The sequence below is a fragment of the Parapedobacter defluvii genome (genome assembly GCF_014642075.1).
Taxonomy (GTDB): domain Bacteria; phylum Bacteroidota; class Bacteroidia; order Sphingobacteriales; family Sphingobacteriaceae; genus Parapedobacter; species Parapedobacter defluvii.
This window is the reverse complement of record NZ_BMIK01000016.1, coordinates 39,258-55,423: the sequence shown is the minus strand read 5'-3', so window position 1 is coordinate 55,423 and position 16,166 is coordinate 39,258. Positions and strand designations below refer to the sequence as shown.

The window sequence follows — 16,166 nt, the reverse complement described above, 5'->3', positions numbered from 1 at the left end:
GTAAGCAAAGGTAGCCAACCTGGGTTAAATTGTGAAGAAGTTTTTGTGACCTGAATACGAACCACGGGAGTTTTCCGCTAAATAGGAACAGGTCAGGTAATGGTCGTTAGTGTAGAATATAATTCATTATATTGGCATGTATTTTGAATATAATTCAAATATATGTTAATTTTGCAGAACAATGAACAAAATAGACTATAGCCTGGATCAGACTGATTACGCCATCCTGCGCTTAATGCAGGAAAATGCACGGATCAGCAATGCAGACATCGCCCGCGAGCTGGGAATGGCCCCATCAGCGATTCTGGAGCGGATAAAAAAGCTGGAACAACGGGAAGTGATCCTGCAATACCGGACGAAAATTAATCCCGTTGCTTTGGGCCAGACCATGCTTTCGTTCATTTTCATCCGCGCGGCAGACGGCATTGGATGTGTCACCACGGGGCAGGCATTAGCGGCGATCCCGGAGGTACAGGAAGTGCACGATATCGCAGGCGATGACGGTTATCTCGTGAAAGTACGCACGGCCGATTCAGCGGCATTGGTGGAGCTGATGCGTAACTCGTTTGCAAAGATACCGAGCATCATCTCTACCCGCACCACCATTGTGCTGGAAACCGTCAAAGAAGAACAGCAGTTGGTAATCCCCGAGCTGGAAGAGCAAGGACGGAAGGAATAACGAATACAGGTAGAAGGAATAAAAAATAAGGACGAAGACAACAATGACAAGGGAAACACAGGGCACGCATTTCAAATTGAAGGTGATTGTGGCTTTCGCCATGATCTATATCGTTTGGGGGTCGACGTTTTTTTTCATCCACAAAGCATTAGCGGGTTTTGGTCCCTTCTTGTTGGGAGCTATACGGTTCAGTACGGCCGGATTGCTCATGCTCGCTTGGTGTTACTTCAAAGGATACCGGATTTTCCATCGACCCACCATTCTTCACGCGGGGCTGATGGGGTTGTTGCTTCTGTATGTCGACAACGGCATTATCATTTGGGTTGAGCAGTTCATGCCCAGCGGCCTTGTTGCCATTATGTCAGCTTCGGCCGCCATTTGGTTCATTGTTTTGGATAAGCCCAATTGGAAAGCCAATTTTGGTAACCTGCCTGTGGTTATCGGCCTTTTCATGGGGTTTTTCGGTGTGGTCATGCTGTTCGGCGACCGTCTGGCACAGGCGCTGGATGCTTCCCAGCGGCAAACAAACTTCGTAGGTATGTCTCTCCTGCTGATCGGTGCCCTCGCATGGACTGCAGGTTCGCTGTATGCCAAGTATCGGGGGAAGTCCGGCGGTGGTGAAAAGGGGAGTGGCGTAGTAGGCACCGCATGGCAGATGTTCATTGCAGGAATGGTTTTCACCGTGACTGCGGCCGGCCGGGGCGAAGTTGCCCGTTTTCAGTTCGACGCGGTCCCGGCCTCGGCATGGTGGGCCATCGCTTACCTGATTGTTATGGGCTCTATTGTCGCTTACAGTTCCTATATCTGGCTCCTGCAGGTCCGGCGGGCAACGGAAGTAAGCACGCACACATACGTAAATCCGATTGTCGCCGTATTGTTGGGTGCCTGGTTTGCCCACGAAACGGTCACTTCTTCTCAGTTAACGGCACTATTGGTGATCCTGGGCAGTGTATTCCTGATCAATTGGGATACCTATAACCTATCGGCCCTGTTTACCAAACGTGGAAGCCGGTATGCGCGGCTTCGTGAACGCGTACGCACACAGGCCAGGATACGGACGGCGCTCCCTGCCTCTTCAGAATCGCGGCGTATGGGGAAGATGCCTCACTAAGTAATTGCCCACACGATCCTTGATTAATATGAAAGTTCGGTCGCATTTCATTAGGTGTGTACCCAATCTTATGTGGGGTCCCGTGTACTAAATCCGGAATATCCGCGTTTAAAAACTAAAAACTTAGTTATTAAACAGAATGAGAAAAACAGCAATAAGTTACAGCCATTGTATGTACGGGATATTGGGGATGGCCGCTCTGCTGGCCGGATGCCGGTCGCCCCAAATCAGTCGCCATTTTGAGCATAACAGGTATTTGCCGTTGTATGGCAACGTGGTATACAACGATTCGGTTTCCCTGTTTTTCCCTTCTTTTGGAGACGTCGTCTACGAGCGGGATGCCCGGCGGCTTCGACGGCTGCTGCGCAATGTTCCGTTGGCTCCGGGCGATAGTCTTGTGCTATGGGGCAATACTGCGGCGCCGCCCTACTATTCGTTTGCGCTTACGGTGAATGAAGCGTGTAACGGCGAAATGCCTTCCATGGACCCAGCTTTCTTTTACCGAGATACCTGCGTGAGCGGCAAGTGGTTCAGGTTTATTGGACGTGCCGGTGGTGACAACGACCGTATTTCCGTGGATAAGGATTTAACAGACATCTGGGGCCGCATGGGGCTGGATTCCTTAACCGGCGATCGCTTTGGGTCACCTTTTACGATCACCGGCACTCCAACCAACAAGTTGTATGCCGTGCTGGACAATCTGCTGCAATTCCCGGTGTATACCGAACAGGAGCAATGGAACAAAACGCAATTGGTGCTCACTTATGCATCGTTCCTTGGAGATCATGAAGCCTATAGGCGGGAGCTGGCTGCACTAGAAGCCAGGATGGAGGTGGATTCGGCGGCATTGCGTACGTTGGAGACCGAGCCGAAGATCCGGGGTGACGACGCCCTGGCTTCCATTGTGGCCGAATCGCGTAACCGTCAGCTTGTGATGATTAATGAAAATCATTTTTATCCCACACATCGTTTGCTGGTTTACGACCTGTTGGACTCGTTGCGGGCCGCAGGTTTTCAGTACCTCGCGTTAGAGGCCCTTGATCCCCGGCAGGAGGAGACCGTGAACCGTACCCGGCAAGTCGACCTGCACACCGGATTTTATATCCAGGAGCAGCACTATGCGCGGATGGTCCGGAAAGCGCTTGAACTGGGGTTTACCCTGATAAGCTATGAAAATACCGATCCCGCAATCGACCGGGAAGTCGGGCAGGCAACCAACCTGTATGAAAAGACTTTTGCCAAAGACCCGCATGCCAAGGTACTGGTGCATGCCGGCATGTCGCATATTTTTGAATTGCCGGATTCCGATGGCAGGAAATGGATGGCGGCGCATTTCAGGGAGCGTTATGGGATTGACCCCCTGACAATCGACCAAAACGGTTTTAAGAACCTGCACAGCCTGGCAGAGGATACCTATCAATTGGTTCGTTCAGACCGTTTTGACAGCCATCGGCTGCGTTCGGTGGATTACCATGTAATCAATGGCCGATCGGTGGCAGCACCCGTTGGGCAAGAATACCTGGTTTACAAAAACCCACGCAGAGACAGCGTGCAGGTCTTGCTGTTTCTTACCGATAAGCCAGCAAACATTGCCGTGCCAACGGAAGTTCCCTATTTCACAACGGTCGTGCCCGGCAGATCGAAAACACGTATCCCCAAGGTGCCCGGCAAGCCGGTGCTGATGGTCGCATATGACCGTCAGGGGAACCGGGTAAATTAATGGGATCGTTCAGGTAACATAAAAAAAAATAAAAAAATATTTTTATTTATTAACAGTGTTAAGTAATTTTGACACGTTAATTAATTGCTATGGGTATCAAGGAAAGAAAGGAACGGCACCGGGAAGATTTTAAGGCCAAGATTCTGCAAGCGGCGAAAAAGTTGTTTGTAACGGAAGGATATGAGGCTACCTCTATCCGGAAAATCGCTGCCGAAATCGAGTTCAGTCCGACGACGATCTATCTGTATTATAAAGATAAGACCGATATCGCCTATGCACTCCACCAGGAGGGATTTGGCTTGTTGCGTGAACGGTTTTCCACGCTCGCCTATGTAGATGATCCCTTTGAGCGATTGAAGGCGATGGGTAGGGGGTACATCCAATTTGCTGTGGATCACCCCGATTTTTACGAATTGATGTTCATCATGAAAGAACCGATGCAGTATTTGCAGGCGCATCATCCGGAAGAAGAGTGGCCGGAGGGCGAGCGGGTGTTTGACGCATTGATGCAGACGGTGGACGGGTGTAAGGCCCGCGGTTATTTCAGCAGCATGAACACCGAGGAAATGGCCATGCTTTCCTGGAGCATGGTGCACGGGTTGTGTTCCTTGCACATCACCAGCCACTTCAAGCACATTGCTGAAAAATGCAGCGGGATTGAACTCGTTAAGCAGGATACGTTACTGGTAAATGTATTCAGCGCCTACTTGCAATTACTGGAAAGGCTCAAGTAATATTTTTGTTTATAAGTAAACACTGTTAAGAATGAGAACGGTATTAATACTATTATTGGGGCTTACCGTCGGGCAGGGAATGGCACAAGCGGTGTTGGATCGTTACGTTAACGAAGGGATGGAAAGCAACCTGGTGCTGAAACAGCGTCACGTATCGCTTCAAAAGGCCACGTATGCGTTGAAATCTGCCCGGAGCATGTATCTTCCCATCGTGGCCTTGCAAGCGGGGTATCAGACAGCCGATGGGGGACGGAATATACCCCTGCCGATAGGAGACATGCTCAATCCGGTATACCGTACACTTAACGAGCTGACGGGATCCGGCAATTTTCCTGAGATTGAAAACGAAACCATCAATTTCCTGCCGAAAAATTATTACGATGCGCACATCCGCACCACCATGCCGCTTATTAATACGGATATCGGCCATAACAAGCGTATCCACGAACAGCAATTGCAACTCAGCGAATTGGATGTGGATATCTACAAACGCGAGCTGATCAAGGAAATCAAGGTGGCCTATTTCAATTACCTCAGTGCGCTGCGGGCTACCGATATCTACCGGGCGGCGCTGGATCTGGCCCGGGAAGGGCAGCGTACCAACGAAAAACTGGTGGAGAACGGAAAAGGGCTGCCGGCCTACGTGCTCCGTTCGAACAGCGAGGTCGCCGAGTCTGAAGCCAAACTGAACGATGCCGAAATGAAGGCGCGGAATGCGCGGGCTTATTTCAACAGCCTGCTCAACCGCACGGAAGATGCTGCGGTCGATACCTCCTTTGATCATGAAGCCGCGCTCATGCGGGCGGCATCTATCGTGCATGGCGACAGCGATACCGGCGGTGAGCGGGAGGAACTGAAATCGTTGTCGACTGCCATCGATATCCGTTCAACAATGCTTAAAATGGATCGGCAGTTTGCCGTTCCGAAACTGAATGCGTTCCTCGACCTCGGATCGCAATCGGAGGGTTTCCACTTCAACGGGCAGACGCGGTATTATATGGCGGGGCTGCAATTGGAATTTCCGATTTTCAGTGGCAACCGAAATAAATACAAAATCCAGCAGTCGCGCCTCGATCTGCAGGATGCGCAGCTGCAGCTGGCGCACGCAAAACAACAGCTGCAGCTTTCCAGTTCGGTAGCCTACCATAACCTTCGGTCGGCCTGGAAAAATTATCAGTCGGCAAAAAGCCAACTGGACGCGGCGCAGGCTTATCGCCGGTTGATCACAAAGGGCTATCAGGCCGGATCGAACAGTTACATCGAGACCGTGGATGCGCGCAATCAATATACCTCGGCCAGCATGGCCGTATTGATCAACACCTATCAGGTGCTTTCCGCGGCGGCAAGCCTCGAACGCGAACAAGCAAGCTATCCCCTTACCCCCTAAAAATACAAGACAATGGACTTGAAATCATTTCCCTATCATTACATAGCCCTCGTACTCGGCCTCGGTGCCTGCGGGCACGACGGACAGCGTGCCGATGGGCTGGCCGACAGCAATGTGATCCCAGTGCGCATTCTCCAACTGGCCACCCAGGATACTGCACAGGCAATTGCAGCCACGGGCACATTCACGACCGATGACGAAACCGCACTGGCCTTTAAAAACGGTGGAATCATTCAGCAGATCCATGTGAAAGAGGGAGACGCCTTCCGGAAGGGGCAGTTGTTGGCGTCGTTGGAACCTACGGAAATCAACACTGCGGTCAGGCAGGCACAGCTCGGACTGGAAAAGGCCGAGCGTGACTACCAGCGTGCCCGGCAGCTGTTTCTTGACAGTGTAGCCACCCAGGAGCAGATGGAAAATGCACAAACGGCGTTTGAAGCCGCCAAACAGGATGCAGAACGCGCGGCCTACAACTTAGGACATGCCCGCATCCATGCGGCATTCGACGGTTACGTGTTGCAGCGTCCGGCCAGCACGGGCCAGGTGGTTGGGCCGGGTACCCCGGTTTTGGTGGTGAGCAGTACGGGCCGCAATGGCTGGCTGCTTAAGGTTGGCGTGAGCGACCGGCAATGGTCGGCCATTCAATTGGGCGACAAGGCGGAAATAACCGCCGATGCAGCTCCCAATAAACGCTTTCAGGCGACAGTGTTCCGTAAATCCGAAGGCATCGATCCGCAGTCGGGAACGTTTACCGTTTACCTGAAATTAACAGGGAGCGAACTTCTCAACGTAGCTTCGGGCATGTTCGGTAAGGCGGAAATCCATTTGTCGGCTAAAAAAGGTGCGTGGTTTATTCCTTACGAAGCACTGCTGGATGGCGATGCAGGGACGGGTTACGTATTCGTTACCGACGACGGCCAAACAGCCCGACGGGTTCAGGTACAGGTGGGCGGGATACAGAAAGACCGTGTCGTGGTGACCGGCGGACTGGAAGATGCGACTTCGCTGATCGTATCGGGCAGCCCTTACCTCCGGGATGGTTCAAAAATAACGGTAAAATAGAAAGCCATGGACTTGATCAAATATCCGATTAAGAACTATCAGTTTACGCTCATCATGGTGCTGATGATCATCGCCATCGGCGTAAGCAGCATCCTCACCATGCCCCGGGCGGAAGACCCCGAGATGCAGCCCGCCAATTTTCCGGTGGTGGTGATTTATCCCGGTACGAATCCCAAGGACATGGAGCAACTGGTGGTCAAGCCCGTCGAATCACGGCTGTATGACCTGGATAACATCAAACGCATCCGGACTACGATCCTGAACGGTTTGGCGGTGCTGTTCGTGGAATATGAGCACGGCGTAGATTACGACAATAAATACCAGGAGCTGATCCGCGAGGTAAGCGCGTTGCGCCCTCAGTTGCCGGCCGAGCTGTACAGCATCGACGTGCAGCAGATTGACCCGACGGGTGTCAACGTGCTGCAAGTGGCACTGATTTCTGAAAATGCATCGCGCAAAGTGATGAAAGAGGTGTCCGACGATCTCAAGGAAGAGCTGGAGAAGGTAAAGGCATTGAAGGAAGTCAAGGTGAGCGGCCTGACGGATCAGCTGGTCCGTGTGGATGTTGAGCCCGCCCGCCTGGCGCAATTGGGGATTCCGCTCAACCAGGTGATGCAAGCCATCCAGAGCGAAGGGGCGAATATTCCCGGTGGCAGCGTGCTGGCGGGTGGAAAGGTGTTCAGTATCAAAACCAGTGGCAACTACCAAAGCGTTGAAAGTATCCGGAATACCATTGTATCAAGCGCGCAGGGAAAAAACATCCTGCTGCGGGACATCGCCGATGTATACACCGATTTTGCGCCGGAAACACACATTACCCGTTTGAACGGATACCGTGCCGTATTTGTCAATGCGGCACAAAAAGCCGGCGAGAACATCAGCCGTACACAGGAGGCTTACCGGCAGGTATTGGACCAATTCAGGGAACGCCTGCCGGAAAACATCGATATGGTGCTGCATTTTGATCAGGGCGAAAATGTAAATAAGCGGCTGAGTGGCCTGGGGGTCGACTTCCTGATCGCGGTAACCCTGGTCCTTATTACCCTGCTGCCGTTGGGCACACGGGCATCGCTGGTCGTGATGATCGCCGTGCCCTTATCGTTGGCGATGGGTGTGATTGTACTCAATGTGTTTGGCTATTCGTTGAACCAGTTGAGTATCGTCGGGTTTGTGGTTGCCCTGGGGCTGGTCGTGGACGACAGCATTGTCGTCGTCGAAAATATCGAACGGTGGATGCGGGAGGGGTTTTCGCGCGTGGAAGCCGCCATCAAGGGCACCCACCAGATCGCGCTGGCCGTGGTAGGGTGTACGGCTACGCTGGCCATCGCCTTCATGCCGCTCATGTTTATGCCGGAGCAGGCGGGCGACTTCATCCGCAGTCTGCCCATGTCGGTCATCGGATCCGTACTCGCATCTATGCTTGTGGCCCTGCTGGTGGTGCCTTTTCTTTCCAGCCGCCTGCTGAAACCCCATGAAAACCCCGAGGGGAATGCCGTACTGCGCTGGCTGCAGCGGACGATACACCGCACGTATTCCGTATTGCTCGACCGGGCATTGAAGCGCCCCTGGCATACCGTGGTGATTGCCGTGTTGATCTTTGTGGGCGCTTTGGCCCTTATTCCCGTTATCGGCTTTAGCCTGTTTCCTGCGTCGGAAAAGCCGCAGTTCCTGATCCGGATCAGCGCACCGCTGCAAGCGAATATCTACACAACGGACAGCATTACGCGTCAGATCGAAAGACAGCTGGATTCATTGCCGGAAGTGCAGTACTTCGCATCCAACGTGGGCAAAGGAAATCCACGGATTTACTACAATGTAGAGCAAGCCAATGAACGGGCTGATTTTGCTGAAATATTTGTGCAATTGCAGCCGGAAACTCCATCGAGGGACAAAGAGGCGCTGATCGAACGACTCCGGCAACGCTGGACACCCTATTTGGGCGCTAAGGTGGAAGTGAAGAATTTCGAGCAGGGGGTTCCGGTTATTTCCCCGGTGGAAGTACGGCTCTTTGGGGATAACCTGGATACATTGAAGCAACTTGCTTACCGGGTGGAGCAGATGATGGAGCAAACGCCCGGGGCACTGTATGTGAATAATCCGGTACGCAACGATAAGACGGATATCCAGGTAGACATACAGCGCGACAAAGCGTTGGCGCTGGGGGTGCCGAGTGCCAACATCGACCGGACGGTCCGCATGGTACTGGCCGGCGTTGACGTGACTACCTATACAGACCCTGCATCAGACGATGACGATTACCTCGTGCGGCTCAGCGTACCCAGGGCGGCGTATCCCGATCTGTCGGTATTTGACGCCATTTACGTTGACAACGTACAGGGAACCGCGATACCTTTCAGTCAACTCGCTGCATTAAAATTGGTCCCTTCACCACCCGCCATCTACCACTTCAACCGCGACCGTACGGTTTCGGTCAATTGCTTCGTCGATGCCGGGTATACCAACGACGAGGTGATACAAGACGTTGCGAGTCAAATGGATGCCATGAAGCTGCCCGTAGGCTACCACTACGAGATGGGGGGAGAGGTAGAAAGCCGGGAACAGTCGTTCGGCGGCTTCGGTACCGTGATACTCGTTACGGTGTTTTTGTTCATAGCCGTGCTAGTGCTTGAATTCAAGACGTTAAAAAGTACCCTGATTGTGCTTTCGGTCATTCCGCTGGGTATTGTGGGGGCGGCACTGGCGCTCTTGGTCACAGGCAATACACTATCGTTCGTTGCCACCATCGGGCTGGTGGCACTGGCGGGGATCGAGGTGAAAAACACGATCCTATTGGTCGATTTTACGAATCAGTTACGCCGGGAGGGTATGGAACTCAATGAAGCGATTGAAAAAGCGGGGGAGATGCGTTTTCTACCCATTATCCTCACGTCGTTGACCGCAATAGGTGGATTACTGCCCATTGCTTGGTCAAGCAATCCACTCATTTCACCCCTCGCGGTGGTAATGATCGGTGGACTGATCAGTTCGACCCTGTTATCACGTGTGGTTACACCGGTCGTTTACAAATTGATGCCACCGAAGATCGACATGAAAACAGATTAACTGTTTTCGTTACCTTGGCCGTTATCTATCTTGGACTTGCCCGTACGGACACCACCCGCATTGGGCAGGCCCTGGTGACGTTTTAGGGTTCGCATGTCCTTGAATGTTTTATCGGACGTTGGGTGGCCCATTTCTGCATTACGGTTTTTCTCAGGTGTTTCAGCGATGCTCTTTCTTTTCATGACGTCTCTGTTTATAGCTTTACACTTCACTATAATAACAGTAGAATGCCTCAATTGTTCGCCTTTGGAAGCAACATTAGTTATAGACCTGAACGTGCCGGTCGCATCTACAGCTCTTTGTTCTCGTCGGTTCCGGTTTCATTTTTCGCTTTCCGTTCTTTGGCTTCCAGTATATCACGTAGGTTCCATCGCTTCAGGAGGATTTTTGTAGAATACCGTTTGAGGTGATATTTCTCGGGTTCGCCGATGAGAAATCCGAACGCATTCATCGATGGTATGGCATCGAAAATAACTTTAATCGTAGCGGTAAGCGGAAGTGCCAGGATCAATCCGGCGAGGCCAAAGAGCATACCGCCCAATAAGATGGAAATAATGGCCATGAGCGGGTTGATGCTGACTTTGCTGCCCACAATATTGGGGGTGATTACGTTGCCTTCCAGGAATTGCACCACCTGGAACCATGCGATGACCCCCACGGCATACCAGGCACTGTCTTTGGTGGCCAGCGCAAATAACGCCGGAAGTATGGAGCCGATGGCAATTCCTATGTAGGGCAATAACATAAGCAGTGATGCCAGGGTTCCGAAAAACCAGGCATATTGGATGCCCATAATCCACAACCCCACGGTGTTAAGTATGGCCACAATACCCATTACGGTAACCAATCCCAACAGGTAACTCTGTACCACGGTATAAATTTTGTTCAGGGTGGTATGTACTACATCCTGAGGCGTAGAACGGAACGCCCGGAAGAAAAATTCACGGAAGAAAACCCGGTAGTAAAGTAAAAAAAAGGAGAACAGCGGCACCAAAACTGCGCCGGCCAAAATATTGCCCAGCGAGCCGAATGCAGCGGTCACATATGATGCCGCGTTGGACAATATCTGGTTGGCCTGTCCTCTCAGCCGCTCAACAACGTCGGTCGGTTCCAGCCCGAAACGCTCCTGCAGCCATTGCTGGATGGTGTCAAAAATGGATAGAAATTTGGTCTGGATTTCTGCACCATCACGGCCGATGACGATTACTTGATGGATGATAAACCAGATGAGGCCGGAAAGGATGGCGATGGCCAGGATAACCGCTAACAGCGCGGAAAAGGCTTTCCCCAACCGGAGCCGTTCCAACGTCCCCGCCACCGGATAAAGCGAAATGGCAATGAGGATCGAAAACATCAGGGGCAGCAGTACGCCTTGCAGTACATACATCAACGCAATGATGAGCGCCAGCGAAATCAAACTTGCAGCCAATTCCAATACATAAGGCCGTTTGGTAGGAGTTTCTTGCATACGATTCAGATAAAGCCGTTTTTGTAATTTTCCCTCTTTCAAAGATAGTGAAATAAATGGACAACACTAGTTGTAAGAGGTTTGAGAATGGAACAAAAAAATAATTGGAATGTTTTAAATTTTTCTAGCTGATTGCCAGTAATTTATGAATTTGTTGGTTTTTCGGGCAGGTGCTTTCTGCCCCAACAGCGTATTGCGTCAAAAAACCGTATAAAAAACGGAATACCATGGTAGACCTCTTTCGCAAATATTTGCAAAACAACATAAGTCGGACGGAACTGCAGGAGCTGATGGATTACGTAGGCCAACCAGACAACCGGGCTGAAATGATCGCGTTAATCCGCTCCGCGCTGACCGATGACCATATTTCTCCCGATCAGGCTGAGCAACTTCATCAGCTATTGGATGGCTTGGATAGCCATGTGTTAAACCGGGTGAAGGCAATGGCCGAGGGTGCTGAACGTAAGGTTTGGATAAAACGGAGGAGGGTAGCTTACCTGCGGGTTGCCGCCGTGCTGGCGGTGGCACTGTCGGTCGGTGCAGCCTTTTATCTGTATCGTCATGAAACCGCTGACAACACCGTGCAGATACCGCAATTGGCGGATATCCAGCCGGGTGGGAACCGCGCCATTCTGGTGGTAGAAGGTGGGGAAACAATCGTGTTGGACAGCACCCAGCTGGGAGTAAAAGTAGAACCGGGTGTGATACGTTATGAGGGCGGTGCATTGGTGACCCAGGTTAGCGAAGGCGAAGCGGGTATCCAATACGCAACATTGACGACATCCCGGGGTGGGCAGTACCAGGTAACGCTTCCGGATGGCTCCAACGTATGGCTGAATGCGGCTTCCTCACTACGTTATCCGGTCCGGTTTACCGGCGATACCCGCGAAGTGGAACTGGAAGGTGAAGGTTATTTTGAAGTAGCCGCCAACAAGCATCAACCTTTTATCGTAAAAAGTAAGCAACAGGCAGTGGAGGTATTGGGTACCAAATTCAATATCAATGTTTATGAAAATGAAGGTGCACCGGCTACCACGCTATTGGAAGGTGCCGTACGCTTGGTCCAAGCGAGTGATCGGAATAACCGGCGCGAACTGCAGCCGGGCCAGCAAGCAGTAATCCGGGATGGCCGTATTCAGGTAAAGCCGGTAAATGTATCCTATTACACAAGTTGGAAAGACGGAAAATTTACGTTTGACCGCATCGGACTGTCGGTTGTACTGCGGCAGATAGAAAGATGGTATGACGTGGAATTTGAATACGATAAAGCCATTCCGGAGGTTCCGTTATGGGGTACGCTTTCGCGGAATGTCTTGTTGTCTGAATTGTTGCAAGCGTTAGAAATAAATACAGGATATCAATTTAAACGAGAAGGGAGGAAGGTCATTATGAGTCAATAAGTACGCATAAAGGCCCATTTAAAAAGAAGCCGGATCCCGACAGCCATCGGAATCCGGTGAAAAAAGCCGGGCCTGATAAGATGGTGTTCTAAATCCAAATTTATAAACCCAGCATACAAACTTAGTGAAATAGCCTGAAGTATCAAATGTACATCGGCTGTGCCTACTGCGTGCGTATGCGAAATGCATAACGTATCAATGAAATATAATAAACCGATTAAGTATTTCTTGGTTATGAAGTTAACCTTTCTACTGCTGCTGGCCGGTATGCTCAATGTGTCGGCGAATGTATATGCGCAGCGTATCAGCCTGACGGTGAAGAAAGCTTCATTCGAATCCGTGCTGATGGATATCCAGCTGCAAAGCGGATACAATTTTTTGTTCAAGGCTGAGTATTTCGACCAGGCGAGACCGGTAACCCTATCGGTGAAAAACAAGGACATTTCCGAAGTGCTGCCGGCCCTGATGGCATCGCAGCCGTTTGACTACCGGATAAATGGAAATATCATTACGCTGCTGCCGAAGACAAAAATCAGCTTGCCCAGCGAAGCGCTGAAGCCATCCCAGCAGGAAGTAACTGGTAAGGTCACCGATTCGTTGGGAAACCCGCTAGCCGGCGTTTCCATTTCGGTCAGAGAGACGAAACTCGGCGCAACCACAGACGCCGATGGCCGCTTCCGTCTGACCGCCAAACCGGGGGATATCCTGGTGTGCAGCAACGTCGGCTACATACCGCAGGAAGTGCAGGTCGATGCCTCCCTGGTTGTCTCGGTTGTCCTGAAGGAAGAGAAGGCAAACTTGGATGAAGTGGTGGTCGTTGCGTACGGAACCCAACGCAAAGAGAGCGTTATCGGGGCAATCACCACGATTACACCCGGTAAATTAGATCAGCCGGTTTCCAAGGTCAGCAGCAGCCTTGCGGGTCAGCTGGCGGGTATCGTCGCGATCCAATCTTCCGGAGAACCGGGAACGGGCGCCCAGTTCTGGATCCGGGGTGTCAGTACCTTTGGCGCCAACAGCACTCCCTTGATTTTGGTCGATGGCATCGAACGGCCGCTGGATTTGGTCGACCCGGAAGACATTGAGTCTTTCTCGATCCTCAAGGATGCGACGGCTACTGCCGTATACGGAGTCAGGGGTGCCAACGGCATTGTATTGGTAACCACCAAAAGAGGTAAGGACAAGGATAAGCCGACCATCAATGCACGGTACGAACGGGGCTACCTAGAACCTACGCGGATGGTAAAAATGGCCAATGCCGAACAATGGATGGATTATTATAACGACATCAGTTTTGAAGGGACGCAGAATGTACCGTTTCCGGACCACGTAAAACAGCTGTACCTGACCGGTGCCGACCCGGATTTATATCCCAATGTGGACTGGATGGATGCCATCTTTAAACCGGGTACGACCAATCAACGCATGAACCTGAATGTAACGGGCGGCGGGCGTGTTGCGCGGTATTATGTCTCGGGTTCCCATTTAAGGGAGAATGGCATTTTTGAACCGGTGGTTACACCAAATTACAATCCGGAATTTAACTACCAGCGTTTCAATTTCCGGTCTAACCTGGATATTAACCTTACTTCGTCGACAGTATTGAGCCTGAACCTATCCAATCAATACGAACGCAGGAACCGATTGGGGGTCGATATGGAGGTCATGTACCGCATATTGACGTCAACACCGCCCATATCCATTCCGTTGGAGTATTCAGACGGTACACATGCCATGCCGTTGGTGGGCAATAATCCGTATTATTCACTGAACAGTACCGGATATTCGGAAGATTTCTGGAATACATCCCAATCCCTCATCAGTGTGACGCAAGATTTTTCGGAGCTGGTTACGCCGGGCCTGCAGGCAAATGTCAAATTTTCCTGGGATGCCGTAAATGCCGCCACACTGGATAAACGAAAAAGTCCGGCAACCTTTTATGCAACCGGCCGGGACGAAGCGGGCAACCTGATTTTTCATCAGAATACCGATGGGAGCGATTACCTGAGTTTGGCGAGATCCAACCGGGGCAATCGAACCATCAACCTGGAAGCGTCTACCACGTATAACCGGAATTTTGCGGACCGCCATCGCGTGGGTGGACTTATTTTGTTCTCCATGAGGGAACACACCGACAACTTTCCAGGAGACTTCATCGCGGCCTTCCCTTACCGGAATATCGGCATCGCCTCACGGGTTACCTACTCTTTTTTGGATCGGTACTTTATCGAGGGCAACTTCGGGTATAATGGATCCGAAAACTTTGCTCCCGGTAAACGGTTCGGCCTGTTCCCGTCGCTTGCACTTGGTTATATCCTCACGAATGAGCCTTTCTTTAAAGACCTGACATCAACGATCAGCCTGTTAAAAGTACGCGGATCAATCGGGGAAATCGGGAATGACCAGATCGGCGGAAACAGGCGGTTTGCTTACAATTCCGAAATGAAATCCGCTACCGGATACCGGTTCGGCAGTACGGGGCAGCGTGACTTAGGCGGCATTGCTACCGGCCATCCCGGTAACCCGAATGTCTCCTGGGAAAGCGCAATCAAGCGGAACGCAGGACTTGAACTGGGGCTTTTCAATAACCTGATGATTATTGCCGACTACTTTTGGGAAAACCGCGAGGGAATTTATATCCTGCAGGAAAGCGTCCCGTCGATCGTCGGAATCAACGTTCCCCAATACGTGAATTTAGGGCGGATGGAGAACAAAGGGGTCGATGCCTCGTTGGAATACAGCCGGTCATTCGGCGAACTGCACGTTCAGGCCAGAGGTAACTTTACCTATAACCGGAACAAGGTCCTCTATAACGACAAGCCGACACCGATCTGGCCCTACCAGTCATTTGAAAACAAGCGGCTCAACCAAGTGTCAGGTCTGATCGCGATGGGGCTCTTCGAGTCGGAAGAAGACATCGCAAACCATCCCAAGCAGATGTTCGGGGAAGTAAAGCCCGGCGATATCAAATATAAGGACATCAATGGAGACGGCGAGGTGAACGTTTTCGACTACGTTGGAATCGGCTATTCACCCATTCCGGAGCTGAACTACGGATTCGGTGTGAGCACCGCTTACAAGGGCATAGATCTGTCGCTGTTTTTCCACGGCGTAGGCAATGTGAGCCGCATGATCGGTGGAACAGCTATTACGGGACCAAATTCGAATATCCTGGTTGAGGGCCAGATTTATGCAGATGTGGCGGAAAAAAGATGGCGCCCCAGCAATCCCGATCCCGATGCGGAATACGCGCGGCTGTCGTTGGCCTACAATGAAAATAACGGCCAGTCATCTACGTTTTACTTGCGCGACATGACTTTTTTGCGGCTCAAGAATGCTGAACTCGGCTACACCTTTCCCTCACATTGGTATAAACAAGCAGGTTTCTCATCGATAAGACTTTATATGCAAGGGGTTAACTTGCTTACCTTCAGTAAATTCAAATTGTGGGATCCGGAATTGAGCACGGGCGACGGAAGGTCGTACCCGCAAATGAAGGTCTTCAACCTGGGGGTTAATGTTGTATTATAAGGAGAAAGTAT

At 51.4% G+C, this 16,166-nt stretch carries 11 protein-coding genes; 9 read left to right on the top strand and 2 right to left on the bottom strand.

Going from position 1 to position 16,166, the window contains the following annotated elements:
- Positions 1–181 precede the first annotated feature (181 nt).
- The 7 genes from IEX60_RS18560 (at position 182) to IEX60_RS18530 (ending at position 9,756) form a co-directional block, all read left to right on the top strand.
- On the top strand, positions 182–679 hold the full coding sequence (locus tag IEX60_RS18560) for an Lrp/AsnC family transcriptional regulator (protein WP_188752907.1): 498 nt from the start codon (positions 182–184) through the stop codon (positions 677–679).
- Between the two features lie 43 nt (positions 680–722).
- Entirely contained in the window at positions 723–1,790 is a 1,068-nt protein-coding gene (locus IEX60_RS18555; protein ID WP_188752906.1) for an EamA family transporter, read from the top strand.
- 139 nt (positions 1,791–1,929) lie between these two features.
- Positions 1,930–3,510 (top strand): hypothetical protein, encoded by a 1,581-nt coding sequence (locus IEX60_RS18550; protein ID WP_188752905.1) that lies wholly within the window; start codon positions 1,930–1,932, stop codon positions 3,508–3,510.
- Positions 3,511–3,599: 89 nt separating this feature from the next.
- On the top strand, positions 3,600–4,244 hold the full coding sequence (locus IEX60_RS18545) for a TetR/AcrR family transcriptional regulator (protein WP_188752904.1): 645 nt from the start codon (positions 3,600–3,602) through the stop codon (positions 4,242–4,244).
- Between the two features lie 31 nt (positions 4,245–4,275).
- On the top strand, positions 4,276–5,631 hold the full coding sequence (locus IEX60_RS18540) for a TolC family protein (RefSeq protein WP_188752903.1): 1,356 nt from the start codon (positions 4,276–4,278) through the stop codon (positions 5,629–5,631).
- Positions 5,632–5,643: 12 nt separating this feature from the next.
- The gene (locus IEX60_RS18535) at positions 5,644–6,693 is read left to right on the top strand and encodes an efflux RND transporter periplasmic adaptor subunit (protein ID WP_188752902.1); all 1,050 of its coding nucleotides are present in this window, start codon (positions 5,644–5,646) and stop codon (positions 6,691–6,693) included.
- Positions 6,694–6,699: 6 nt separating this feature from the next.
- Positions 6,700–9,756 carry an efflux RND transporter permease subunit gene (locus IEX60_RS18530; RefSeq protein WP_188752901.1) on the top strand — a complete coding sequence of 1,019 codons (3,057 nt, stop codon included), beginning with the start codon at positions 6,700–6,702 and terminating at the stop codon, positions 9,754–9,756.
- Here the strand turns inward: IEX60_RS18530 and IEX60_RS18525 are convergent.
- Together IEX60_RS18525 and IEX60_RS18520 are read right to left on the bottom strand one after the other, a co-directional pair.
- Positions 9,753–9,938, bottom strand: a complete 186-nt coding sequence (locus IEX60_RS18525; RefSeq protein ID WP_188752900.1) for a hypothetical protein — start codon at positions 9,936–9,938, stop codon at positions 9,753–9,755. The two genes, IEX60_RS18530 and IEX60_RS18525, sit on opposite strands and share 4 nt — an antisense overlap.
- A gap of 107 nt (positions 9,939–10,045) precedes the next feature.
- A complete protein-coding gene (locus tag IEX60_RS18520; RefSeq protein WP_188752899.1) occupies positions 10,046–11,224 on the bottom strand; it encodes an AI-2E family transporter in 1,179 nt (392 codons plus the stop codon).
- 227 nt (positions 11,225–11,451) lie between these two features.
- Here IEX60_RS18520 and IEX60_RS18515 point away from each other — a divergent pair, with 227 nt between their 5' ends.
- Together IEX60_RS18515 and IEX60_RS18510 are read left to right on the top strand one after the other, a co-directional pair.
- Positions 11,452–12,624 carry a FecR domain-containing protein gene (locus IEX60_RS18515; RefSeq protein WP_188752898.1) on the top strand — a complete coding sequence of 391 codons (1,173 nt, stop codon included), beginning with the start codon at positions 11,452–11,454 and terminating at the stop codon, positions 12,622–12,624.
- Positions 12,625–12,858: 234 nt separating this feature from the next.
- On the top strand, positions 12,859–16,155 hold the full coding sequence (locus tag IEX60_RS18510; protein ID WP_229717637.1) for a TonB-dependent receptor: 3,297 nt from the start codon (positions 12,859–12,861) through the stop codon (positions 16,153–16,155).
- Positions 16,156–16,166 lie beyond the last annotated feature (11 nt).